Here is a 23,183-nt window from a genome sequence, read left to right on the forward strand (position 1 = left end):
AGCCCTGGCCGCCTGATGCGGCGCCGGCCGGCTGCCTTCGCAGGCTACCGGCTGGCGTCGGATTTGCCAGCCCGAAATTAGCCCAAATGCCCGCTGGCAAAGAGGGCATTGCTGATTTGACCAGCCAGAAAACCATTAGACAAAGAAGCCGCTAAGTAGTTCTGAAATAGGCCTGCTTAATTAAGCGGCAAGCTAATCAGAAACTCAGTGAAATTCCCCGGCTGAGACTCGACCGTGAGCGTGCCGCCGTGGGCTTTGCTGATGATGTCGTAGCTCAACGACAAGCCCAGCCCCGTGCCCTCGCCCGTGGGCTTGGTGGTGAAAAAAGGTTGGAAGATTTTGGTCTTGACTTCTTCGGGCATGCCCGTGCCGTTGTCGCGCACCCGGATTTCAACCTGTGGCCCCGCCTGCTTCGTGCTCACCGTGACGGTGGGCTGGTAGCCGGCCGCGTCCGCTTGCTGGCGCTTTTGCACCGCATAAAAGGCGTTGCCGAACAGGTTGAGCAGCACCCGGCCCACGTCGGCGCCCACGGCCTCTACCGGCGGCAGACCGGGCGTAAAGTCTGTTTCGAGCGCGGCATTGAAGGTTTTGTCTTTGGCCAGCAGGCCCTGGTAGGCCAGGCGCAGGTACTCGCCGCAGAGGGCGTTAAGGTCGGTGGGCACCCGCTCGCCGGTGCTCGTGCGCGAGTGCTCCAGCATGCCCTTCACGATGGCCGCCGCCCGCTTGCCGTGCTCGGTAATCTTGCCCAGGTTTTGCGTTACGTCCTCGGCCAGGGCCGCCACTTCTTCCGCGTCGCCCGCGGCCTGCGCTTCCCGCAATTCCATCATCAGTTCGCTGCTCACTTCCGAGAAATTGTTGACGAAGTTGAGCGGGTTTTGAATCTCGTGGGCGATGCCGGCCGTGAGCTCGCCCAGGCTGGCCATTTTCTCCTTCTGGATGAGCTGGGCCTGCGTGGCGCGCAGGTCGGTAAGGGAGCGTTGCAGCTCGCCGGTGCGCTGGGCTACCTGGGTTTCGAGGGTTTCGTTTTGCTGGGCTAGCATCGCCTGCTTCTCTTGCTCCTGGGCCAGGGTTTGGGCCGAGAGGCGCTCGACTTCGCGTAGCTTCACTTGCAGGAGTTGTGCGTCGAGGGCGAATTCCCGAGCCAAATAGAGCGAGATGCTCAGCACTGGCGCGATGCTGCCCAAGAGAAATAAGACACCGCCAATAAGTTGAAAAAAATCCGCCGACTGCCACTGCGGAAATAGAAAGCTCAGCGCCACGGCCGCCAGCGTCAGCAGCAAGCCAATGCCGAAGCCGCTGCCCACCAGCAGGCTCCCGCGCTGTCGGCGCCGCACGGCCTGCCAGGTAAGGCGCACCTGCATAAGCATGGCCCCCGCGAAGAGGCTCAAGTAGGGCCAGGGGGTTGGAGTGGCCCCGAGCAAGCCGCTGTACACCTGCCACGGCACCAGCAGGCCGGCCAGCAAGCACAGCCCCGCATACGCCCAACCGGGCCGCACCCCAAACAAGGCATACATCGCCCGCAACCCGGCTATAAACCCGTAATAATTCAAAAAAAGTCTGGTGCCGGAAAAAGCCACGCTAGCCCATCCCAACGCCAGGTCCAAGGGATAAAAGGCATCCAGGCAGTACCCCGCCACGCCCAGGAGCGCATACTGCGCGAAGTAAGCATTAGCGCGCTGGGCCGGGTTGTAGCGAAAAAAAGTTAAGTGCAGCAGGCCAAGCAGTAAGAACATCCCGGCCTGCAGTGCCCAAAGCGATTCCGTGATTTTCGCCTGCCGCTCCTGCTGCCGCAGCTGCTGCTGCTTATACAAGCGGAAAGAAAAGTCCACGAGCTCATCGCCTGGGGCCAGCCACGCCCGCCCGGGCAGCGCGGGCCGGTAAGGCGAGAAGCGCACGGCCAGCAACAGTTCCGGGCCGGGTCCGGCCCAAACCAGGTCGAGATTCAGCGGCCAGCCCCGGCGGCTGGCGGGCCGCACCCGGGCTGGGTTGGTGCTGAAAATACCGGAGCGACCAATGCGGCGGCCGTCGGCGTACACTTCCAGGCCGGCCATCGATTCGCTTGCCATTTGCAAAGCCAAGGCTTGGGCGCGCAGGCTGTCGGCCAAGCGCAGGCGCAGCCGAAACCACCCCGCCCCGTTCCGCGCCCGCTGCGGCAGCGGCAACCCGCTGCGGGCCACGGTGATGGTGTCCCAAGCGCTGTCGTCGAAATTGGGGCGGGCCCAGGCCGGGTCGTCGCCGGGGTGGTAGCGCCAGCCTTTTTGCAGCAGCAGGCCCGTGGCGGGCAGGTGGTCGATGCGCAGCACCGCCGTATCGGCCGGCAGCGGCGCGGCGGCAGCAACCCCGAAAAGCAGCCCTAGGGCCGCGAGCAGTAGCAATAGACGCATAAGCAAACGGCGGGCGGCGCGCAAAGAGCTTCTGCGCGCGAATGGAATTAATTCCAGTAAAAGTTGGCAGTTAGGCCGGCAAGCTAATGATAAATTCCGTGCCTTCGCCCTCGCGGCTTTCCACGGCCAGCGTGCCGCCGTGGCCCTGGGTCACAATGTCGTAGCTCAGCGAAAGGCCCAGCCCCGTGCCCTCGCCCGTGGGCTTGGTGGTGAAGAAGGGCTGGAAGATTTTGGCCTGCACGCTTTCGGGCATGCCCGTGCCGTTGTCGCGCACCCGGATTTCCACGTCGCTGCCCACCCGCTTGGTGCTCACGCTCACGGTGGGCGCGTAGCCGGGTTCGCCTTGCTCCTGGCGCTTCTTCACGGCGTAGAAGGCGTTCGTGAGCAGGTTGAGCAATACCCGGCCCAGGTCCTGGGCAATGACTTCGACGGGCGGCAGGCTGGGGTCAAAATCGGGTTTGAGCGTGGCGTTGAAGGTTTTGTCTTTGGCGCGCAGGCCGTGGTAGGCCAGGCGCAGGTACTCGTCGGCCAGCTGGTTGAGGTCGGTGGGCACCCGCTCGCCGGAGCTCTGGCGCGAGTGCTCCAGCATGCCGCGCACGATGCTGGCGGCGCGCCCGCCGTGCTGGTGAATCTTCTGCAGGTTCTGCTTGAGGTCGGCCAGCAAGTCGGCCTCCAGCTCCAGGTCGCGGTCAGGCTTTTCGCGTTCCTCTTCCAGCTCGGTCACCAGCTCGGCGCTCACCTCGGCAAAGTTGTTGACGAAGTTCAGGGGGTTCTGAATCTCGTGGGCAATGCCGGCCGTGAGCTCGCCCAAACTGGCCATCTTCTCGCTCTGAATGAGCTGGGCCTGCGTGGTTTTCAGCTCCGTGAGGGCGGCGCGCAGCTCTTCGGCCTGGTTGGTGAGGGCGGCGGTGCGCTCGGCTACCAAGTGCTCCAGCTGGGCGTTCTGCGCCTCGATGAGGCGCTTTGCTTTTTCTTCTTCCTCGCGCAGCACCCGCTCTTTTTCGAGCTGCTTTTTCTGGCTGCGGGCAATAAAAATGAAGGTAATCAGCCAGATGATGACGAAGCCCTGCGTGGTGTCGAGGGCGGCGTCGTACTGCTTGGGAATTTTGCCTTCCGGCGTTTCCAGCACGTATTCCACCAGCTTATACACCACAAAGGGCGCCATGGCCAGCAACAGCGAGCGGGCCGGGCGGTAGTCGCGCAGGGCCAGCAGCACGGCCATTATCATCCCCAGCGAGAGCAGCCAGTACACGTCGCCCAGCGTGGTGGTTTTCAGGTCCAGGGCCTGGGCCGCCAGAAACAGCGCCGCGCCCGGCACCCATATCCAGTTCAGGGCGCGGTTCCAGCCGGGCAGGCGGCGGGGCAGGTCCAGGAACTTGCGCATGGCGCCCACCACCCCGTAAACCAACGGGGTGACAAGGAAAAGGTCGCTGTTTGAGTAATGAGCCATGAGGGAGTAGCCGCTGCCGGCCGGAGTGCTGCCCGGCCGTGCGGCCGGCAATGTTAATCAGCAACGCGCGAACCGCTATTCGGCGCCACCTGTGGGGCCCGTGGGTAGCAGCTACGCCCGATGGTCCTAAGCGGGCAATACGATGAGAAATTCGGTGCCCTCGCCCTCGCGGCTCTCCACCGTGAGGGTGCCGCCGTGGCCCTTGGTGATGATGTCGTGGCTCAGCGAGAGGCCCAGGCCCGTGCCCTGCCCGGCCGGCTTGGTGGTGAAAAACGGCTCGAATATCCGGGCTTTCACCGCCGCCGGCATGCCCGTGCCGTTGTCCTTCACCCGGATTTCGACGGTGCGGCCGGCGGGGCGGCGCGTGCTCACGGCCACGGTGGGCACGTAGGCCGCCCCGGCGCGGGTTTCGCGCTGGCGCTGGCGCACGGCGTGCAAGGCGTTGGTGCACAGGTTGACCAGCACGCGGGCCAGGTCCTGGGGCACGGCGCCCACGGTGCCCATGCGGGGGTCAAATTCTTTGTGCAAAGTGGCCTCGAAGGCCTGGTCTTCGGTGCGCAGCCCCTGGTAGGCCAGCGTCAACGATTCGTCGGCCAGGGCGTTGAGGTCGGCGGGCACGCGCTGGCTGGTGCCGCTACGCGAGTGCTCCAGCATGCCCTTGATGATGGACGAGGCCCGCTGCCCATGCTGGCTGATTTGCTGCAGGTTCTGCTTCAGCCCGCTCAGGATTTCCTGCTGCAGGCCCGTGGAGCGGGCGGGGCCCTCGCCGTTCATGTTATCGACCAGGCCGGAGCTGACTTCGGCGAAGTTTTTCATGAAGTTGAGTGGGTTTTGCAGCTCGTGGGCAATGCCCGCCGTGAGCTCGCCCAAAAAGGCCATTTTCTCGGCCTGCACTAGCTGCGACTGCGTATGACGGAGCTGGGCCAGGGCCCGGCGCTTCAGGCGCAGCTGCCAGTAGATGAACACGCCCAGCCCCGACAACAGCACCACCGCCAGCAGGGCCCCCAGCAGCAGCCAGTTGCGCAGGCGCAGGCGCTCGGCCTGCACGGCCTGGGCTTGCCGCAGGGTGGTTATCTGGTTGTTCTGGGCTTGCTCGATGCGCTGGGCCTCGTACTGCGCCACATTGAAGGCGGCCTGAGCGGCTTTGAAGGTATCGGTCAGGGCAATGTAGGCGCGCGAATAGCGTTGGGCTTCCACCAACTGGCCGCGGGCGTCGTAGAAGGCGGCCAACTCCTGCAGGTACTTGGGTCGCAGCCGGTTGAGGCGGGCCGCGGTGGCCTTCTGGTAGGCCAGCAGCCAGTGCTGCTCGGCCTCCCGGGCGTTGCCCTGCGCCGCGTAGTACTGCGCCCAGGCTGCGTCGAGCTCGAACTCCCCGGGGCCGCTCGACATGGGCAAGTCCAGCGAATCGTCGAGCTGCTGGGCGCGGTGCAGCAGCGGAAGGGCTTGGTCGACCTTCCGCATCTGGAGCAGCACGGCCGCTTTTTGCACCAGGGCGCAGGCCCGGTCCATTTGTTGCTCGCCGGGGTCGGCCACGTGGGCGGCCAGCGCCGAATCGGCCAAGCGCAGCGCGTCGGGGTACTGCTTTTGCTGCAGAAACAGCTTCGACAGCGCCAGGAACGTGAACACCCGGTTGGTGCCCTGCACGCGCCGGAACTCCGGCATGGCCTGGGCCCGGCTCAGGTAGTGCATGGCCTTGTCGTGGTTGCCCCAGTCTGCGTAGAGCCCGCCGGTCACAATCAGCTCATTGATGTGCAGGCGGTTGCTGAACAGGAGCGCCATGTCGGCCGCGCGCAGGGTACTGTTGATGGCCCGGTTGTAGTCGCCCATGCGCCGGTAGTAGGCCCCCTGCGAGATGTAGCAGGCCGTGACGTTTTCGACCGCGCCGCGCAAGCGGTAGAACGTCAGCTTTTCGTCGTAGTATTTTTTGCGCGCCGCCATGTCGTTCTGCTGGTTATACAGCGCCACCAGGCCCATCAGCAGCCAGGGCATGGGGCGTTCCAGCCGGTCAAACTCACCCACGGCAGCCTTCAGGGAGTCGAGAGCCGCGGGCGAGTTGCGGCGCCACATTCGCAGGCCGGCGCGCAGGCGGCGGTAAGGCGCAGCGTCGAGGGTTTGCAGGCGTTGGTTTAGCGTCAGCAACTGGCCCAGTAAGGAATCGGCTTCAACGCCGGTGGGGCGCAGGTCCAGCAGATGCACCACGGTGCGCAGGCGGGCCGAGTCGGTGGTTTGCCGCGGCAGCGTGCGGGCCAGCGAATCGTAGTCCGCGTCCCAGTAGCGCGCCCGGGCCTGCACCGGGCCGCAGAGCGCCCACATCGCCAGCACCGTAAAAAACCATCTCATGGGCACAACCTAAGCGTAAAAGGCAGGAATTGCCGGGCCAAACAGACTGCCCGGCCCGCAGTTTTGATAAGCCCGAACGTGCGCCGCCATTTCCATACCGTAAAGATGGATTAAAGATGTTGCAACATCTATAATTCGGGCATAATTATCCGCGAAGCCGGCTCCGGATAAGGCGCTGATTTTCTGTTTTCAATTTTACCTGCTTGCTTTGCTTGCCTGTCGGGCGCCGCTGCCCGTGGCCCTTTCCGCATGAACGTCCTGGCCGCCGAAAATTTTATCGTGAATGAGTTGCGGCGTGGCCTTTCTCCCACGCTCTACTACCATGGCCTGCACCACACGCTCGACGTGGCCGCCGTGGCCCAGGAGTTGGCCGCCGCCGAGGGCGTGACCGACCCCGAGGCGTTGGCCCTGCTGCGCACCGCCGCCCTCTACCACGACGCCGGCTTTTTGCACAGCTACCAGGGCCACGAAGACCAGGGCTGCGCGCTGGCCCGCGCCACGCTGCCGGACTTTGATTTCTCACCGGAACAAATCGAGCAAATATGCGGCCTGATTACGGCCACCAAGTACCCGCAGGAGCCGCACAACCACCTCGAAGAAATTATCTGCGACGCCGACCTCGACTACCTCGGCCGGACCGATTTTGTGCCCATTTCCACGAGCCTGTTCGATGAGCTAACCGCCCGGCAGCTCATTGCCGACGAGCACGCCTGGTTTCAGCTGCAAGCGCGGTTTCTCGCCAGTCACCACTTCTGGACGCGCACGGCCGTGGCCCGGCGCGCGGCTCCTAAGCAGGCGCGTCTCGACCACATCCTGGCGCTGTTGACCAACTGGCCCGCCGCTGACGGAGCCGCCTAGCCTGCTCCCTCTATGCAGCTTGTTGTGATTTCGGCACCGGAGGCGGTGGCGCAGGAAATAGAGATAATGCGCGAACTGCTGGACGCCGGCCTGCCCCGCCTGCACTTGCGCAAGCCCGCCTTCAGCCAGCAGGAAATGGCGGCTTTCATTGTGCAGCTGCCGACCCGCTACCACGCCCGGCTGGTGCTGCACGGTCACCCGGCGCTGGTTTCCGACCTGAAACTGGGCGGCCTGCACCTCACCGCCGCCGCCCGCAACGGCTGGGTGAGTCGTCCGAAACTAGCCGCCGGCCAAACCTTATCCACCTCTTTCCACACGCTGCCCGAAATCCGGCAGCACCGCCGCAAGTACAACTACGTATTTCTGAGCCCTATTTTTGACAGCCTCAGCAAGAGCGGCTACGCGGCCGGTTTCGAGCTGGCCACCGTGGCCCACGCGCTACGGCAGCTTTGGCAGCGCATGGGCTACGTGCCGCAAGTGCTGGCGCTGGGCGGCATCGAGGCCAGTAAGCTGGCGGCCGTGCGGCGGGCCGGCTTTGCGGGCGCCGCCGTGCTGGGCACGGTGTGGCAAAGTCCCGACCCGGTGGCCGCCTTCCGCGAGCTGCAGGCGCTGGCCAGCTAGTAGTCGGCCAAGCCGTTTTGCAGCGAATACACTTCCCGAAAACCCTGCGCCAGTAGCTGCTGGGCAGCCTTCTGGCTGCGAACGCCGCTGGCGCAGTGCACCACTACGAGCACCTCGGGTAAGATTTCGCCGAGTCGCTCGCCCAGCTGCGCCAGTGGCATCAGCCGCCCGCCGATGCTACGCCGGGCCGCCTCGTGCGGCTCGCGCACATCGAGCAGCTGCAGCGGCCGGCCGCTTTGCTGCCAGGCTTTCAGGTCGTCGGCCGTGATTTCAGGCGCGCGCTGCGGCGCGGCCTGCAGGGGCGCTTCGCCGCAAAAAGCCGCGTAGTCGGGCGCCAATTCGGTGCGCTGCTGGTTGGCCGCCACGGCGCGGAAGCGGATGCTTTGGAAGCGCATGCCCAGGGCATCGACCAGCAGCAGGCGGCCGCTTAGCACCTCGCCCAGCTCCAGAATAATCTTCAGCGCCTCGGTGGCCTGCAGGGTGCCCACCAGGCCCGGCAGCACGCCCAGCACGCCGATTTCGGCGCAGCTGGGGGCATCGCCCGGCGCGGGCGGCTCCGGGTAGAGGCAGCGGTAGGTGGGGCCGTTTTGGTAATTGAACACCGACACCTGCCCTTCAAACTTGAAAATAGCCCCGAACACCAGCGGCTTGCCGAGGATGACGCAGGCATCGTTCACTAAGTAGCGCGTGGTGAAGTTGTCGGAGCAGTCCACCACCATGTCGTAGTCGGCAAATAGCTCCAGCACGTTGTCTCTCGACAGCAGCACTTGGTGCGTTTGCAACGTGATGAATGGGTTTTGCGCTGCCAACTTTTCGGCGGCCACCACCGCTTTGGGCCGGCCCACGTCGGCGGTGGCATAGAGCACCTGCCGCTGCAGGTTGCTGTCGTCCACGGTGTCAAAATCAAGCAAACCCAGCGTGCCCACGCCGGCGGCGGCCAGGTATTGCAGCACCGGGCAGCCCAGCCCGCCGCAGCCCACCACCAGCACGCGGGCCGCCTTCAGGCGCTGCTGCCCGGCCAGGCCGATTTCGGGCAGCAGCAGGTGGCGGCTGTAGCGGTTGGTTTCGGCAGGCAACAAAACGTTTTCAGTAAGAGTCATCGGAATTAAATTCGAACGTCATGCACAGCGCAGCGAAGCAGCTTTACCGCCATAAGCAAACCAATCGCTGAGCGAAAAGGATTAGTGCCTGCGGTAAAGATGCTTCGCTGCGCTGTGCATGACGGCCTTTTTCTATTTAACGCGGCAGCCCCACCAGCGTCGCGTCCCAGTCCTTCCACACCGGTTCGTAGCCCTGGCGGCGCAGCATGGCGGCAATTTCGGCGGGGCTGCGCTCGTCCGAAATCTCGAACTGCTCCAGCGACTCCGGCGCCACCGCGTAGCCGCCCGGGTTGGTCTTGGAGCCCGCGCTGATGCTCGTGATGCCCAGTTTCACCACATGGTCGCGGAAAACCGGGTTTTCGCGGGTCGAAAGCGACAGCTCCACTTCCTCGTTCAGCAGGCGGTAGGCGCAAATAAGCTGCACCAGCTCCCGGTCGCTCATTTCCACCTTGGGCTGCAGCAGTCCCTCGGCCGGCCGCAGGCGCGGGAACGACAGGCTGTACTTGGTTTGCCAGTAGGTGCGTTCGAGGTAATCGAGGTGCAGCGCGGTGTAGAAGCAGTCGGTGCGCCAGTCCTCCAGCCCGATGAGCACGCCCAGCCCCATCTTGTGAATGCCGGCCCGGCCCAACCGGTCGGGCGTGTCGAGGCGATAGTTGAAGTTGGATTTCTTGCCCTTGGGGTGGTGCTTCCTGTAGTCGTCGCGGTGGTAGGTTTCCTGGTACACCAGCACCGTGTTCAGGCCTTCGGAAATCAGGCGCTCGTAGTCGGCCTGGTCCAGCGGCTGCACTTCCATGGAGAGGTGCGCGAAGTGCGGCCGCAGCGTGCGCAGGGCTTTTTCCAGGTAATCGACGCCCACCGTCACGTTGGCCTCGCCGGTCACCAGCAGCACATGGTCGTAGCCCCAGTCCTTGAGCACGGCGGCTTCCTGCAGCATTTCCACGCTGCTGAGCGTGCGCCGCGCAATCTTATTATCGAGGCTGAAGCCGCAGTAGGTGCAGATATTTTGGCACTCGTTGCTCAGATACAGCGGCGCATAAAGCTGCACCGTGTTGCCGAACCGCTTGCGCGTGAGCTGGTGGCTCAGCTGCGCCATCTGCTCCAGATACGGCGCCGCGGCGGGCGAAATCAGCGCCTTGAAATCTTCCAGCGTGCGGTGCGGCGCGGCCAGGGCACGCTCCACATCCGCCGCCGTCTTGGCGTAGATGCTGGCCTTGACGTCGTCCCAGGGCTGGGCCTCGAATATTGGGCGGAAGCTCATTTTTACAGTGGTTAACGGTTAGTGATAAGTGGTTAATGTTGGAAAGTGCAAGGAGCGGCTGGTTCATTACTAACCACTTATCACCAACCGTTAACCACTAATCCAGAAACGCCGTGAGCGGCGAGCTGGCTACGGCCTCGGCGTGCGCTACCGGTGCAGCCAGCCGAGCCTCATACGCCATGCGGCCGGCTTCTACAGCCATTTTGAAAGCCGTGGCCATGGCCACCGGGTTGCCAGCGACGGCAATGGCCGTGTTCACCAGCACGGCATCGGCGCCCATTTCCAGAGCCGCGGCCGCGTGCGAGGGCGCCCCAATGCCGGCATCCACCACCACCGGCACCTTGCTCTGGCCGATGATGATTTCGAGGAATTCGCGCGTCAGCAGGCCCTTGTTCGAGCCGATGGGCGAACCCAGGGGCATCACGGCCGCCACGCCCACCTCCTCCAGGCGCTTGCACAGCACCGGGTCGGCATGGATGTAGGGCAGTACCACGAAGCCCAGCCTCACCAGTTCCTCGGCGGCTTTCAGGGTTTCGATGGGGTCTGGCAGCAGATACTTCGGGTCGGGATGAATTTCGAGCTTAAGCCAGTTGGTTTCCAACGCTTCGCGGGCTAGCTGCGCGGCAAAAACCGCTTCTTTGGCCGTGCGCACGCCGGAGGTGTTGGGCAGCAGGCTGAACTGCGGATGCGAAAGGTGACGCAGGATGTCATCCTCGGCATCGGCCACGTCCACCCTTTTCAGCGCCACCGTCACCAGTTCCGAGCCCGCGGCTAAAAGCGCTTCTTCCATCAACTCCGACGAGCTAAATTTGCCCGTTCCGGTGAACAGACGGGAATTGAATGTGCGGCCAGCAATGACCAGATTTTTATTTAACATAATAATTAAACAGGTTTTAAAGCTGATAACTCATTGACAAACAATGCCGCTGATTCTGTTGGATTTTCAGTTGCGCCAATGGCTCCCGACACCGCCACTCCGTGCAGCCCCGCTGCCAGCAGCGCCGGCACGTCGCCCAAGGTGATGCCGCCAATGCCGATAATGGGCACCGTAATGCCCGCGGCCTGGCACTGCCGCATGATTTCGGTATAGCCGGCCAGGCCCAGAATCGGGCTTAATTTTTCCTTGGTGCTGGTGAAGCGAAACGGCCCCAGGCCCACGTAATCGACGCCGGTTGCGGCCAGGCGCTGCACATCAGCGAAAGTGTTGGCGGTGCCGCCGATAATGAATTTTGAGCCCAGCATTTCGCAGGCTTCGGCAGGTGGCAAATCTTCCTTGCCCAGGTGAACGCCGTCGGCCCCAATTTCCTGGGCCAGCGCGGGGTTGTCGTTGATGATGAGCGTGGCACCGTAGCGGCGGCACACGGCTTGCGCATCCAGCGCCAGCTGCTTCCAGATGGCGGGCGGCTGGTTTTTCACCCGAAGCTGTAGCCAGCGCACCCCGCCCTGGCAGGCCAGTTCGGCCGCTTCGGCATTGGTGGTGATGTAGTGAAGAGAATTGATTTTCATGCGAGGTGGGGTGCGGGGCTTGCCCCCGCCCGTCGTTGAACGACGGTCATTTATTGGCGCGCACAGCCGGGCGGGGGCAAGCCCCGCACCCTACGCCGTTCTTGAATGGTAGCCCAGCAGTGTGTCGTTGCTGGCCAGAAAGGCGGTGGTGTAGTCCTTAGCCGCTTCGCAGGCATCTACCAGTGTTTCGCCTTTGGCGAGATTAGCCAGCACCGCCGCCGACAGCACGCAGCCGCTGCCGTGCTTCTCGCCGTGCGGCAGCCGCGCCACCGAAAACGAGTCCCACTTGCCGCGAGCGTACAGCACGTCGGTCGATAGTTCGCCGTCGTCGTGCCCGCCTTTCAGCAACACCGGGCAGAAGGCGCTCACGACCTGCGCCGCTATTTCAGCCGATTCCTCGCCGGGCCACATGCGCAGCATTTCGGGCTTGTTGGGCGTCACGAGGGCCATTTCGGCGCACAGGGCCTGCACCAGCTGGCGGTCGGTTTGGCGGTGAAACTCGTAGCCGGCCGATGCTTTCAGCACCGGGTCCCACACAATTTGCAGCTTCGGGTTCTGCACTTTCAGCCAGCCCACCAGTTCCAACAGCTGCGGCAGGTTTTCCACTAAACCAATTTTAATAAAATCGACCTTGAAGCGGGCAAAAAGCACGCGAATCTGCTCTCGAATTTCGGCCGCCGGCACCCAGTTCACGCGCTCAAACGACACGTCGTTTTGCACCGTGAGGGCCGTGCACACCCCCAGCCCATACACGCCGTGGCTCTCCAGTGTCTTCACATCAGCCAGCAAGCCAGCCCCCGCGCTGGGGTCAAGACCGGCAATGCTGAGGGCGTAAGGGCGGAAGGATTGGGACATAGGTTGAGAAAGGATTGTCGGGGAAGAACGTCGCGCAAAAGCACGTTATGCAGCGCGCAGCGAAGCATCTTGCCCGCCACCAATTAATCAACTAAAAGAATTACGTTGTGCGGGCAAGATGCTTCACTGCGCGCTACATGACGTGCTGCTTTGTACTGTTCTTAAAAAGCCCTAGAAGTAAATCTCGCTGCCTTTTTCCACAAATTCACGCGACTTTTCCACAAGGCCCTGGGCCAGCACCTCGCTGGCGGTCATGTCCTGCGTGGCGGCGTAGTCGCGTACTTCCTGCGTGATTTTCATCGAGCAGAAGTGAGGGCCGCACATCGAGCAGAAGTGGGCCACCTTAGCACCTTCGGCGGGCAGGGTTTCGTCGTGGTACTCGCGGGCGGTGTCGGGGTCAAGGCTGAGGTTGAACTGGTCTTCCCAACGGAACTCGAAGCGTGCCTTGCTCAGAGCGTTGTCGCGGTATTGGGCACCGGGGTGGCCTTTGGCCAAATCGGCGGCGTGGGCCGCTATTTTGTAGGCGATGACGCCGTCTTTCACGTCCTGCTTATTGGGCAGGCCGAGGTGCTCCTTGGGCGTCACGTAGCAGAGCATGGCCGTGCCAAACCAGCCAATCATGGCCGCGCCGATGGCCGAGGTAATGTGGTCGTAGCCGGGTGCGATGTCAGTGGTCAATGGCCCCAGCGTGTAGAAGGGCGCCTCGTGGCACTCCTTCAGCTGCTTGTCCATGTTCTCCTTGATGAGGTGCATGGGCACGTGGCCGGGGCCCTCAATCATCACCTGCACGTCGTGCTGCCAGGCAATTTTGGTGAGCTCGCCCAGCGTTTCCAGCTCGGCAAACTGTGCTTCGTCGTTGGCATCGGCGATGGAGCCGGGGCGCAGGCCGTCGCCCAGCGAGAAGGCCACGTCGTAGGCCTTCATGATTTCGCAGATTTCCTCGAAGTGCGTGTAGAGGAAGCTCTCCCGGTGGTGCGCCAGGCACCATTTGGCCATGATGGAGCCGCCACGCGACACAATGCCGGTCACGCGCTTGGCAGTCATCGGCACGTAGCGCAGCAGCACGCCGGCGTGGATGGTGAAGTAGTCGACGCCCTGCTCGGCCTGCTCAATGAGCGTATCACGGAACAGCTCCCAGGTCAGGTCTTCGGCCTTGCCGTTCACCTTTTCCAAGGCCTGGTAAATGGGCACCGTGCCCACCGGCACCGGGCAGTTGCGGATAATCCACTCGCGGGTTTCGTGGATGTTCTTGCCGGTGCTCAGGTCCATCAGCGTGTCGCCGCCCCAGCGGCAGCTCCACACGGCTTTATCTACCTCTTCCTCAATGGACGACGTCACGGCCGAGTTGCCGATATTGGTGTTGATTTTCACCAGAAAGTTGCGCCCGATAATCATCGGCTCACTCTCCGGGTGGTTAATGTTAGAGGGAATAACCGCCCGCCCGGCGGCCACTTCCTGACGCACAAACTCGGCCGTAATGTGGCCCTCCGGCGTGTTGGCCCCGAAGCTGTGGCCGCGGTGCTGCGTGCGCAGCGGGTCGTCGGCGGGCAACTCGTCGAAACGCTGGTTTTCGCGGATGGCGATGTACTCCATTTCGGGCGTGATGATACCCTTTTTGGCGTAGTGCATCTGGCTCACATTGTAGCCCGGCTTGGCGCGCAGCGGGGCCGCGATGTGCTCGAAGCGCAGGTGGTCGAGGCCGGCATCGGCGGCGCGCTGCTGGCCGTACTCCGAGGTGGTGCCGCTGAGCTGCTCCACGTCGCCACGGCCCAGAATCCACTGTTGGCGCAGGCGGGGCAGGCCTTTTTTCAGGTCGATTTCAACGTTGGGGTCGGTGTAGGGGCCGCTGGTGTCGTACACCGTCACGGGCGCGTTTTGCTCCGACGGGAAGCCGAAATCGAACTTGCGCTCGGTATCAGCCAGGGCGATTTCGCGCATGGCCACCCGGATGCCGGGGTGCAGCTTGCCGGGCACATAGATTTTGCGGGAGCCGGTGAGCGGCTGGCGTTCCACCAGCGTCTGCTGCGGGGCCTGGTCTTTCTTTTTCATCTATTGAAAGTGTAGCGGTGAAATCTTAGTTGATTGCCATTTAATCGTCTGTCATCCTGAGCGCAGCGAAGGACCTTATCACGCCTGACGCAGTAGCTACTGCAAGCTGTTTCTCGGTGATAAGGTCCTTCGCTGCGCTCAGGATGACAGTTACCAAAGCAGACGGCGCTTTTACCCGCCCTGCGTGGCCCGGATAATCGTGACCCGGTCGTGGGCGCGTAGCTCGTGGGCGGGCCAGGCGGCGCGGGGCACCACCTCGTCGTTCACGGCCACGGCGAGGCCGCGCTGCTCGGCCAGCGCGAGGCCAGCGAGCAGTTGGGTGAGCGTCTGAGAATCGGCGGTTTCCTGGGGCGAATTGTTTACGTAGCAGACCATGGCAACTAGAAAAGTTGGCAACGAATCAAGTCCATAAACAATAGCGGGTGCCGGCAACGGACTACCCATAGGCAGCCGCGGGCGGACCAGTACTTTTCCCTTCGCCGGTATTAGCCGGAATCAGGTTCCAAGGGTATTATCTCAGCCGCGCCGAAGCGCAGCACCCCTAAAGTTTATGGGCCAAATCTACGCGCTGGCCGGGAATAATCAGCACGATGTAGGGACGAGGCTTGCCCCCGCCCGGCTATTCGCTCCGTCACAACGATTCCGTGCAACGGCCGGGCGGGGGCAAGCCCCGCCCCTACGTCGTTCAAACATTCACATTGCCCTTCATCGCCCAAAATCCAATATCTTCGCTACATACGCCTTTCATTCGACCCATCTTCCGGCTATGATGCAAAAGACTCTGCTTTTTCTCGTGTTGCTGGGTGCTTCTTTTACCAGCCGCGCCCAAGAGGTTGATACCGTGCGGGCCAGCACCCTGCCCGGCCCACAGCTGGCCGAAAAAGCCTACAACGCCGGCCTCGCCAGCTTCCAGGCCCAGCGCTACCCGGCTGCGCTGCAAAGCTTCGACCAGGCCATTGCCGCGAAGCCCGATTTTGCGGCTGCCTACACCAACCGCGCCGCTACCCGCTTCGAGTTGAAAGACTACCCGCAGGCCCAGGCCGACTACGACCAGGCCCTGAAGCTAGAGCCCGGCAACTACGCCGGCTACTTCGGCCGCGCCCGTGCCCAGGAGGCCCAGAACCATATCACGGAAGCAGACCAAGACTACTCCGAAGCCCTAAAAGCCAAGCCCGACTACGCCCCTGCCTGGTACAACCGCGGCGTGTTGCGCTTCGAGAAAGGCGACTACCAAGCTGCCCGCGAAGATTTTGATGGCGCCCTCAAAGCCGACCCCAAACTGGCTTACGCTTACCACGACCGCGCCAGCGCCCAGCAGAAGCTCGGCAACTTCGCGGCCGCCGCGCAGGACTATACCCAGGCCCTGGCCCTGCAGCCCGACCTGCTGCCGGCCCTGCTCAACCGCGCCGCCGCCGAGCGCCGCACCGGCCAGCTGCCCCAGGCCCTGAAAGACTACGACGCCTACCTGGCCCGCAAAACCGACAACGCCCTGGCCTACACCAACCGCGGCAGCGCCCGCTTCGAAAACAAGGACTACGCCGGCGCCATCGCCGATTTCGGCCAGGCCCTGCAGCTCGACCCGAAGTACGCCTACGCCTGGAACAACCGCGCCGCCGCCCTGCTCAAGCAGGAAAAATACGCCGACGCCGCCTCCGACGCCAGCCAAGCCATCAAACTGAAACCCGACTACGCCGAGGCCTACCTCAACCGCGGCCACGCCCGCGAAATGCTCCGCCAGGCCGACGAAGCTTGCCAGGACTGGCGCAAAGCCGCCGAACTGGGACTGACGGTAGGCAATGATTACGCGGCCGCGGCCGGCTGTGCGGGCGAGGCGGCGGAGTAAACTAGCTGCGCAGGCGTGGGGCCTCACTCCCAGCCCCTCTCCCGTGGAGAGGGGAGCCTAACGATTTACAACCGCGCATATCCGGTGCCCCCTCTGTTTAGGGAGAGGGGGTTAGGGGGCGAGGCCCCATGCTTGCGCCTTTCAGAACAATAGCCCCTCCGACCATGCCTTTCCGCCTTTTCCTCCTGCTCCTCCTTGCCTCCGCCGCGCTGCCCGCCACGGCCCAAAGCGTGGCCTTCACCAAAGACAACTTTGGCGACAATAAAGACGGCCTGCGCGAGGCCAACCGCGAGCTGAAAGACGGCGACACCGAGTACCGCGCCGACCCGCCGCGCTACGCCGCTGCACTGCCGCACTTTCTGGCCGCTCAGCAGTTCAACCCCAACAACGCGGCCCTGAACGTGAAAATCGGCGACTGCTACCTGCACGCGCCCACCAAAACCGCCGCCCTCCCCTACCTGCAACGCGCCGCCAAGCTCGATGCCACGGCCGATGCCCGCACGCACTACCTGCTGGCCCGCGCCCTGCACCTGAGCGGCAAGTGGCGCGAGGCCCTGGCCGAATACCAGCAGGCCCAGCCCACCGGCAGCAACACCCGCAACGGCGACGCGGAGGCCATCACGGCCACCGATTTGCAGCGCTACATGCAGCAGTGCCGCAACGGCCAGCAGCTGGCGGCGCACCCCACGCGGGTGTTCATTGATAATGCGGGGCCGGAGCTGAACTCCCCGGATTCGGACTACGGGCCGGTGGTGTCGGCTGATGAATCGACCATTCTCATCACCTCGCGCCGGGCGGGCTCGACGGGCGGCAAGAAGGACCCGGAGGGCAATGGCTATTTTGAGGACATTTACCAGGCCAACTGGCAGGGCAAGAAGTGGAGTCGCGCCAGCAACCTGGGCACCCCCGTGAACACCGACGACCACAACGCTACCGTGGGCCTGGCCCCCGACGGCCAGCGCATGCTGGTATACGTGGGCACCAACGGCGGCGACCTGCTCGAAGCCAACCTCACCGGCACCACCTGGACCAAACCCAAGCAGCTCGGCTCACGCATCAACACCAAGAACCACGAAACCTCGGCTAGCTACTCGCCCGACGGGCGCTGGCTCTACTTCGTGAGCGACCGGGTAGAGGGCAGCCTCGGCGGCTCTGACATTTATAAGATTGACCTAGAAGGCCGCAACCAGCCCGTGAACCTGGGCACGACCATTAACACCGGCGCCGGCGAAGAAGGCGTGTTTATGGCGCCCGATGGCAAGACGCTGTACTTTTCTTCGGAAGGGCACAACTCGATGGGAGGCTACGACATCTTCAAATCGGTATTCGAGAACGGTAAGTGGAGCAAGCCCGAAAACCTGGGCTGGCCCATCAATACGCCCGACGATGACGTGTTTTTTGTAACCTCCGCCTCGGGGCGGCACGGCTACTACAGCAGCGACCGGCCGGGCGGCCTCGGCGCTAAGGACATCTACCGCATCACCTTCCTCGGCCCCGAAAAGCCGCCCGTGCTCAGCCAGGAAGACCAGCTGCTGGCCTCGCGCCTGGCGCCGGTGAAGCAAACCGTGCTGGCGCCCGCCGTGGCCGTGGCCACCGCCCAGGTCACCATCCTGAAAGGCACCGTGACCGACGCCGCCAGCCAGCAGCCGCTCGATGCCGCCATCGACCTCATCGACAACGCCAGCGGGCAGACCATTGCCACCTTCCGCAGCAACGCTACTTCGGGCCGCTACCTCGTGAGTTTGCCCTCGGGCACCAACTACGGCATCGTGGTGCGGCAGGAGGGCTACCTGTTTCACTCCGAAAACTTCGACCTGCCGGCCGGCGCCGCTTATGCCGAAGTAGTCAAGGATATTCCGCTCAAAAAGCTGGAAGTGGGCACCACCATCGTGCTGCGCAACATTTTCTTCGACACCGGCAAGGCCACCCTGCGCCCCGAAAGCACCGCCGAGCTGGAGCGCCTGCAAAAGCTCCTCACCGAAACGCCCGCCCTCAAGCTAGAAATGGCCGGCCACACCGACGACGTAGGCGAGGCGGCCATGAACCAGGACCTGAGCCAGCGCCGCGCCCAGGCCGTCGTCACCTACCTCACGCAGCACGGCATCGCCGGCGCCCGCCTCACGGCCATGGGCTACGGCGAAACCCGCCCCGAGGTGCCCAACACCAGCAAAGGCAACCGCCAGCTCAACCGCCGCACCGAGTTCAAGGTGACCGCGAAGTAGCTGCATAAACGAAGTAGAGACGCATATTTACGTCTCGTCGTTGAACGGAATCGTAGCCGAAACCCCGATGGCGCGGGCAACGAGACGCAAGTATGCGTCTCTACTCAATTGCCGCCGAGCACGGCCGGGCAAAAACCCGCATTGACCGGGCAGGGCGCTTTGATAATCGGAAAGTTGCGACGCGGCGCGGCGGCCGCTTCTACCTTGCGCCGCTAAACCATCGGGCAGCTTTTTCGGCTTGAAACTTATACTTCGCTTTATCTATCGCCGCCGGTTGGGGCTGCTGTTGCTGATGCTGCTGGGCAGCGTGCTCCTGCTCACGCGGCCGGCGCAGGCGCAGCGGGCGTTTCTGCAGCAGTTTGGCCCGGCCGAGGGCTTGCAGCCCAACTTCATCTACGCGCTGCTGCAGGACCGGCAGGGCTACCTCTGGCTGGGCACCGGCGAGGGCTTGGTGCGCTACGACGGCACCCGCTTCGTCACGTTTACTAAAAAAGACGGGCTGGCCGAAGATTTTGTGGTGTCGCTCCGCGAAGAGCCCGCCACCGGCCGGCTCTGGGTGGGCCATTACGAAGGCGGCATTTCGGTAAAGAAAGACGCGGCCAGCGCTTTCACGCCTGCTAAGCTTTCGGCCGTGCCCGCCGCCCTGCACCTGCGCGCCGACGGCCCGGCGCCCGTCGACACCGCTGCCATCGGCCGTTACCTACGGCGATACCATATAACCTTAAGCGAAGGCACCGAACCACTTTGCCTGCTCGCCGACCGCGAGGGCAACACCTGGCTGGGAACCGCCGGCCAGGGCCTGTGGCGCCACTCCGACCTACACTTGCGGCTGGAAGCCCAGCCCGCCTTTCCCAACGGCCAAGCCCCGGCGCTAGCTACCGTGCCCCAAAATCGCCACTCTGAAGCCTGGGGCACCTTCAGCGGCAACCGTTTCTTCCAACTGCGGCCCGGTGCTGGCCCGCTGCTCATGGGCAACGGCTTGGTGCTGCCCCTGCCCGGCGCTCCGGTGAAAACCTTGCTGCCGCGCCCGGCCCGGCTGGGCGGCTTCTGGCTGGGCACTTCCACGGGGCTTTACACCGTAGCCACGCCCGGTCAGAGGGCTGAACCCGTGCCCGGGCTCTCCGGCAATTCCAGTTTTGAAGTCACGGCCTTGGCCTTCGCGCCCGGCTCCGGCTTGTGGGTGGGCACCGCCGACGGCCTTTATTTGGTGCCAACGGATGCGACCAAACCCCTGCGCCACTTCACCACGGCCGAGGGACTGCTCCACAATACCATCACGGCCCTGCTGGCCGACCGCACCGGCCGCGTGTGGGTGGGCACCCACGGCACCGGGCTGGCCTCCTTCGAGCCCGGCCGCAATGCCTTCGATTACGCCCGCCTCACCAAAAAGGGCCTCGATGTAAGCAGCTTCGCCGAAGATGCCGACGGCCGCCTATGGGTCGGCACCGAAGGCCAGGGCTTGTTTTGCCGTCGGCCCACCGGGCAATGGGAGCAATTCACGGGCGGGCGGCTGCCCTCCGACTACATCTACGGCCTACTCCCGCTGCCCGGCTCTACGCCACGCCTGCTGCTGGTGCACCGCCAGGGCCTCACGGTGCTGCACGCCCGCACCCAGCAGTTTTCGCCGTTGGCCGCGCCCGACAACCCGCTGGTGCGCGACTGCCTGGGCCCGTCCGCGCTGGCCCACCGCCCCGGCGGCCCCGCCGGGGCTTGGCTGAGCACCCGCGCCGGCCTGCTTCGCCTCGACCTCACGGCCGGCCTGCGTCAGCTTACGCCCCCGCCGCCTGGCATGGCGCTGCTCGGCGCAGAAGTGGACGGCGAGGCGCGGCCCATGCAGGCATTGGGCCAGCTCTCGGCCACGCGGCACCGGGTAGCTTTTGCCTTTGAAGGAATCAGCCTCAGCGCCGGCGAGCCGCTGCAATACCAGTTTCGCCTGCGCGGCCTGTCCGACGAGTGGAGCCGCCCCAGCCGCGTGGGCGAAGCCCAGTTTCCGGGCCTCGACGCGGGCCGCTACGAGCTACAGGCCCGCGTCCGTCGCGGCAGCACCGGCCCGTGGAGCCGGGTGGTCACGTCGAGCTTTGGCATCGCCACGCCGTTTTGGCGCACGTGGTGGTTTGCGACATTGGCCCTGCTGAGTTTGGGCGGGGTGGTGTTTGGGCTGGTACGGTTTCGGGAGCGCACCCTGCGCCGCACGCAGTATGTGCTGGAACGTACCGTGCGCGAGCGCACCGCCGAGCTGCGCCAGCAGAAGGCCCAGATTGAAGACATCAACGCCGATTTGGTGGTGGCCCGCGACGCGGCCGAAGCCTCGCGCCGGGCCAAGGCGCAGTTCCTGGCCAACATGAGCCACGAAATCCGCACGCCGATGAACGCCGTCATCGGCCTCACCAACCTGCTGCAGGCCACCCGGCCCACCCAGGAGCAGGCCGAGTACCTCACCGCTATCGAGTCGTCGTCGCAAAACTTGCTGGTTATCATCAACGACATCCTCGACAGCTCCAAGATGGAAGCCGGCAAGCTGTCGCTGGAGCAGGTGCCCTTCCGCCTGCCCGAGGCCGTGCGCCGCCTCGGAGCCATGTTTAAGTTTGCTACCGAAAGCAAAGGACTGGCGTTGCACATCAACGTGGCCGATGACGTGCCCGCCGCCGTGGTGGGCGACCCTGTGCGCCTGAACCAGATTCTGGTCAACCTAGTGGGCAATGCCATCAAGTTTACCCGCCAGGGCGGCGTGACAGTAACGGCCGAAGTCGTACCGCAAACCCACCAATCCGCCGACCTGCCCACCCACCAGCTCATCCGTTTCGCGGTGCGCGATACCGGCATCGGCATTCCGCAGGACAAGTTGGGAGCCATTTTTGAGGATTTCTCGCAAGCCAATACTTCCACCACGCGCGAGTTTGGCGGCACCGGTCTGGGGCTGAGCATCGCGCGCAACCTCGTGCAGCTGCACGGCGGCCAGCTCGGCGTGACCAGCGAGGAAGGCCAGGGCTCGGAGTTTTTCTTCGAATTGCCCTACGAGGTGGCCGACGCCAGCGCCGCCCAGCCCGACGCCCATGCCGGCCTGCTCACGCCCTTCGAGCCCGGCCTGCGTGTGCTGGTGGCCGAAGACAACGCCCTCAACCAACTGGTGGCCCGCAAAACCCTCGAAGCCTGGAACGTGCAGGTGGTCATTGCCGAAAACGGCCGCCTGGCCGTGGAAGCTGCCAGCGCCGCCCCCACGCCCTTCGACGCCGTGCTCATGGACGTGCAGATGCCCGAGATGGACGGCTACGAAGCCGCTCGCCGCCTGCGCGCCCTCTTCCCCGATGCGTCCCAGTTCCCCATCATCGGCCTCACCGCTTCGGTGCTGCCCGAAGACCGGGTGCTGGCCCTGGCCGCCGGCATGAACGACACGCTGGCTAAGCCCTTCGAGCCGGCCGTGCTCTACGCGCGCCTCGCCCACTTCACGGGACGGAGCCAGGAGCAGGCGACAGCTTCAGGGCAAGCGGGTATGGGGGTAGGAGGGCAAGAGGGCGCACGCACCGACCCTTTCGAAACCACTCCTGCCCTCCTACCCTCCTACCCTCCTACCCTAAGAATAAAGCCCGATTGGCACCTGCTCGAAGAGCTGGCCGGCGGCAACGAGGGCTTTCTGCGCCAGATTGTAGGCACTTTCCTGGCCGAGGCGCCCGCCTTAGAGGCCCTGCTGGCCACCAACTGCCTCGATAACCCAACCGCCCTGGCGGGCACTGCCCACAAGCTCAAGGGTCAGGTGGCGTACTTTGGCGTGCCGGTGCTGCACACCCAGCTCGACGAGTTGGAGCGGGCTGCCAAGCACCCGGCCCACCCCTACTGCGAGCCGCTGGTTGAGTCCATCCGCCAGCAGCTGGCCGAGCTGTACCCGCAGCTCGAAGCCCGGGCATCCGCTTAGAAATCCGCGGCAACGGTTACTTTCGTTTGCTTAACGCCCTCCTTTTTCTAGCTTATGTCTGCTTCTGTTCTAAGTTGTTTAGTTGTCGACGACGACCCCATGTCGGTGCAAGTGGTGCTCAACTGCATCAACAACACGCCTTTCCTCACCGCCGTCGGCAGCTACACCAACCCTGTTGAAGCCGCCGAGGCCCTGCGCACCCAGCCCGTCGACCTGCTGTTTCTGGACGTGGAAATGCCGCTCATGTCGGGCATTGAGCTATTGCGCACCCTGCAGCACCCGCCCTTGGTGGTGCTCATTACCAGCAGCAAAGACTACGCGGTGCAGGCCTTCGAGCACGCCGTGGTCGACTACCTGGTGAAGCCCGTGAGCTACGCGCGCTTCCTGCAGGCCTCGCAAAAAGCCCTGGAAATGACCGAGCGCCAAGGCTCGGCCGGCGCCGAAAACATCGAAGCCGCGGTCAGCAACGACTTTACCTTCGTCAAGGTCGACAACAAGCTGGTGCGCGTCACCTTCGCCGACGTGCGCTACGTGGAAGCCCTCGGCGACTACGTGCACATCATCACCGGCCAAAGCAAGCTCATCGTATACAGCACCATGAAGGGCGTGGAGGAGAAATTCCCCAGCAGCGTGTTCGTGCGGGTGCACCGCTCGTTCATCGTCAACGTCAAATACATCCAGGCCCTCGAAGACAACATGCTGACCGTGGAAGGCAAACAGATTCCGGTGGGCCAAACATACTTGCGCGACGTGATGCAGCGCCTCAACCGGTTTTAGTCGTTCGAAC

The 23,183-nt window shown here is 63.9% G+C and carries 16 protein-coding genes and 1 riboswitch; of the genes, 6 read left to right on the forward strand and 10 right to left on the reverse strand.

Features of this window, described 5'->3' with window-relative positions; translation table 11 throughout:
* Positions 1-176: 176 nt before the first annotated feature.
* From MTP16_RS03605 to MTP16_RS03615, 3 genes are all read right to left on the reverse strand, one after another.
* Positions 177-2,384 carry a sensor histidine kinase gene (locus MTP16_RS03605; protein WP_243516030.1) on the reverse strand — a complete coding sequence of 736 codons (2,208 nt, stop codon included), beginning with the start codon at positions 2,382-2,384 and terminating at the stop codon, positions 177-179.
* Positions 2,385-2,454: 70 nt separating this feature from the next.
* Positions 2,455-3,834: a sensor histidine kinase gene (locus MTP16_RS03610; protein ID WP_243516032.1), complete on the reverse strand. Its 1,380-nt coding sequence runs from the start codon at positions 3,832-3,834 to the stop codon at positions 2,455-2,457.
* A gap of 126 nt (positions 3,835-3,960) precedes the next feature.
* Positions 3,961-6,174, reverse strand: a complete 2,214-nt coding sequence (locus tag MTP16_RS03615) for an ATP-binding protein (protein WP_243516033.1) — start codon at positions 6,172-6,174, stop codon at positions 3,961-3,963.
* Between the two features lie 249 nt (positions 6,175-6,423).
* Between MTP16_RS03615 and MTP16_RS03620 the strand changes: the two genes are divergently transcribed.
* Positions 6,424-7,032: an HD domain-containing protein gene (locus tag MTP16_RS03620; protein WP_243516035.1), complete on the forward strand. Its 609-nt coding sequence runs from the start codon at positions 6,424-6,426 to the stop codon at positions 7,030-7,032.
* Between the two features lie 12 nt (positions 7,033-7,044).
* Positions 7,045-7,653 carry a thiamine phosphate synthase gene (locus MTP16_RS03625; RefSeq protein ID WP_243516037.1) on the forward strand — a complete coding sequence of 203 codons (609 nt, stop codon included), beginning with the start codon at positions 7,045-7,047 and terminating at the stop codon, positions 7,651-7,653.
* Here the strand turns inward: MTP16_RS03625 and moeB are convergent.
* From moeB to thiS, 7 genes are all read right to left on the reverse strand, one after another.
* Positions 7,650-8,753: a molybdopterin-synthase adenylyltransferase MoeB gene (moeB, locus tag MTP16_RS03630; protein WP_243516038.1), complete on the reverse strand. Its 1,104-nt coding sequence runs from the start codon at positions 8,751-8,753 to the stop codon at positions 7,650-7,652. The genes MTP16_RS03625 and moeB overlap by 4 nt on opposite strands.
* Before the next feature lie 136 nt (positions 8,754-8,889).
* A complete protein-coding gene (thiH, locus tag MTP16_RS03635) occupies positions 8,890-10,011 on the reverse strand; it encodes a 2-iminoacetate synthase ThiH (protein WP_243516039.1) in 1,122 nt (373 codons plus the stop codon).
* 97 nt (positions 10,012-10,108) lie between these two features.
* Positions 10,109-10,888: a thiazole synthase gene (locus MTP16_RS03640; RefSeq protein WP_243516040.1), complete on the reverse strand. Its 780-nt coding sequence runs from the start codon at positions 10,886-10,888 to the stop codon at positions 10,109-10,111.
* Positions 10,889-10,893: 5 nt separating this feature from the next.
* A complete protein-coding gene (locus tag MTP16_RS03645) occupies positions 10,894-11,517 on the reverse strand; it encodes a thiamine phosphate synthase (RefSeq protein ID WP_243516041.1) in 624 nt (207 codons plus the stop codon).
* A gap of 90 nt (positions 11,518-11,607) precedes the next feature.
* Positions 11,608-12,372: a bifunctional hydroxymethylpyrimidine kinase/phosphomethylpyrimidine kinase gene (thiD, locus tag MTP16_RS03650; protein WP_243516042.1), complete on the reverse strand. Its 765-nt coding sequence runs from the start codon at positions 12,370-12,372 to the stop codon at positions 11,608-11,610.
* Between the two features lie 171 nt (positions 12,373-12,543).
* A complete protein-coding gene (gene thiC / locus MTP16_RS03655) occupies positions 12,544-14,421 on the reverse strand; it encodes a phosphomethylpyrimidine synthase ThiC (protein ID WP_243516043.1) in 1,878 nt (625 codons plus the stop codon).
* Between the two features lie 171 nt (positions 14,422-14,592).
* Positions 14,593-14,796, reverse strand: coding sequence for a sulfur carrier protein ThiS (gene thiS / locus MTP16_RS03660; protein ID WP_243516044.1), 204 nt, complete (start codon positions 14,794-14,796; stop codon positions 14,593-14,595).
* Positions 14,797-14,875: 79 nt separating this feature from the next.
* Positions 14,876-14,974: riboswitch (TPP riboswitch) on the reverse strand.
* Between the two features lie 213 nt (positions 14,975-15,187).
* On the opposite strand from thiS, the gene MTP16_RS03665 reads away from it, so the two are divergent.
* The 4 genes from MTP16_RS03665 to MTP16_RS03680 all read left to right on the forward strand — a co-directional run bounded on the left by MTP16_RS03665 (position 15,188) and on the right by MTP16_RS03680 (position 23,173).
* Positions 15,188-16,264 (forward strand): tetratricopeptide repeat protein, encoded by a 1,077-nt coding sequence (locus tag MTP16_RS03665; RefSeq protein WP_243516046.1) that lies wholly within the window; start codon positions 15,188-15,190, stop codon positions 16,262-16,264.
* A 164-nt stretch (positions 16,265-16,428) separates the two neighbouring features.
* Positions 16,429-18,486: an OmpA family protein gene (locus tag MTP16_RS03670; RefSeq protein ID WP_243516048.1), complete on the forward strand. Its 2,058-nt coding sequence runs from the start codon at positions 16,429-16,431 to the stop codon at positions 18,484-18,486.
* Positions 18,487-18,724: 238 nt separating this feature from the next.
* Positions 18,725-22,396, forward strand: coding sequence for a hybrid sensor histidine kinase/response regulator (locus tag MTP16_RS03675; RefSeq protein ID WP_243516050.1), 3,672 nt, complete (start codon positions 18,725-18,727; stop codon positions 22,394-22,396).
* A gap of 54 nt (positions 22,397-22,450) precedes the next feature.
* A complete protein-coding gene (locus MTP16_RS03680; RefSeq protein ID WP_243516052.1) occupies positions 22,451-23,173 on the forward strand; it encodes a LytR/AlgR family response regulator transcription factor in 723 nt (240 codons plus the stop codon).
* Positions 23,174-23,183: the final 10 nt, after the last annotated feature.

Source organism: Hymenobacter monticola (assembly GCF_022811645.1).
Lineage (GTDB): Bacteria > Bacteroidota > Bacteroidia > Cytophagales > Hymenobacteraceae > Hymenobacter > Hymenobacter monticola.

Coding starts and splice junctions, on each gene's coding strand:
- MTP16_RS03605 (WP_243516030.1), bottom strand. CDS start 2,384: ATGCGTCTATTGCTACTGCTCGCGGCCCTAGGGCTGCTTTTCGGGGTT.
- MTP16_RS03610 (WP_243516032.1), bottom strand. CDS start 3,834: ATGGCTCATTACTCAAACAGCGACCTTTTCCTTGTCACCCCGTTGGTT.
- MTP16_RS03615 (WP_243516033.1), bottom strand. CDS start 6,174: ATGAGATGGTTTTTTACGGTGCTGGCGATGTGGGCGCTCTGCGGCCCG.
- MTP16_RS03620 (WP_243516035.1), top strand. CDS start 6,424: ATGAACGTCCTGGCCGCCGAAAATTTTATCGTGAATGAGTTGCGGCGT.
- MTP16_RS03625 (WP_243516037.1), top strand. CDS start 7,045: ATGCAGCTTGTTGTGATTTCGGCACCGGAGGCGGTGGCGCAGGAAATA.
- moeB (WP_243516038.1), bottom strand. CDS start 8,753: ATGACTCTTACTGAAAACGTTTTGTTGCCTGCCGAAACCAACCGCTAC.
- thiH (WP_243516039.1), bottom strand. CDS start 10,011: ATGAGCTTCCGCCCAATATTCGAGGCCCAGCCCTGGGACGACGTCAAG.
- MTP16_RS03640 (WP_243516040.1), bottom strand. CDS start 10,888: ATGTTAAATAAAAATCTGGTCATTGCTGGCCGCACATTCAATTCCCGT.
- MTP16_RS03645 (WP_243516041.1), bottom strand. CDS start 11,517: ATGAAAATCAATTCTCTTCACTACATCACCACCAATGCCGAAGCGGCC.
- thiD (WP_243516042.1), bottom strand. CDS start 12,372: ATGTCCCAATCCTTCCGCCCTTACGCCCTCAGCATTGCCGGTCTTGAC.
- thiC (WP_243516043.1), bottom strand. CDS start 14,421: ATGAAAAAGAAAGACCAGGCCCCGCAGCAGACGCTGGTGGAACGCCAG.
- thiS (WP_243516044.1), bottom strand. CDS start 14,796: ATGGTCTGCTACGTAAACAATTCGCCCCAGGAAACCGCCGATTCTCAG.
- MTP16_RS03665 (WP_243516046.1), top strand. CDS start 15,188: ATGATGCAAAAGACTCTGCTTTTTCTCGTGTTGCTGGGTGCTTCTTTT.
- MTP16_RS03670 (WP_243516048.1), top strand. CDS start 16,429: ATGCCTTTCCGCCTTTTCCTCCTGCTCCTCCTTGCCTCCGCCGCGCTG.
- MTP16_RS03680 (WP_243516052.1), top strand. CDS start 22,451: ATGTCTGCTTCTGTTCTAAGTTGTTTAGTTGTCGACGACGACCCCATG.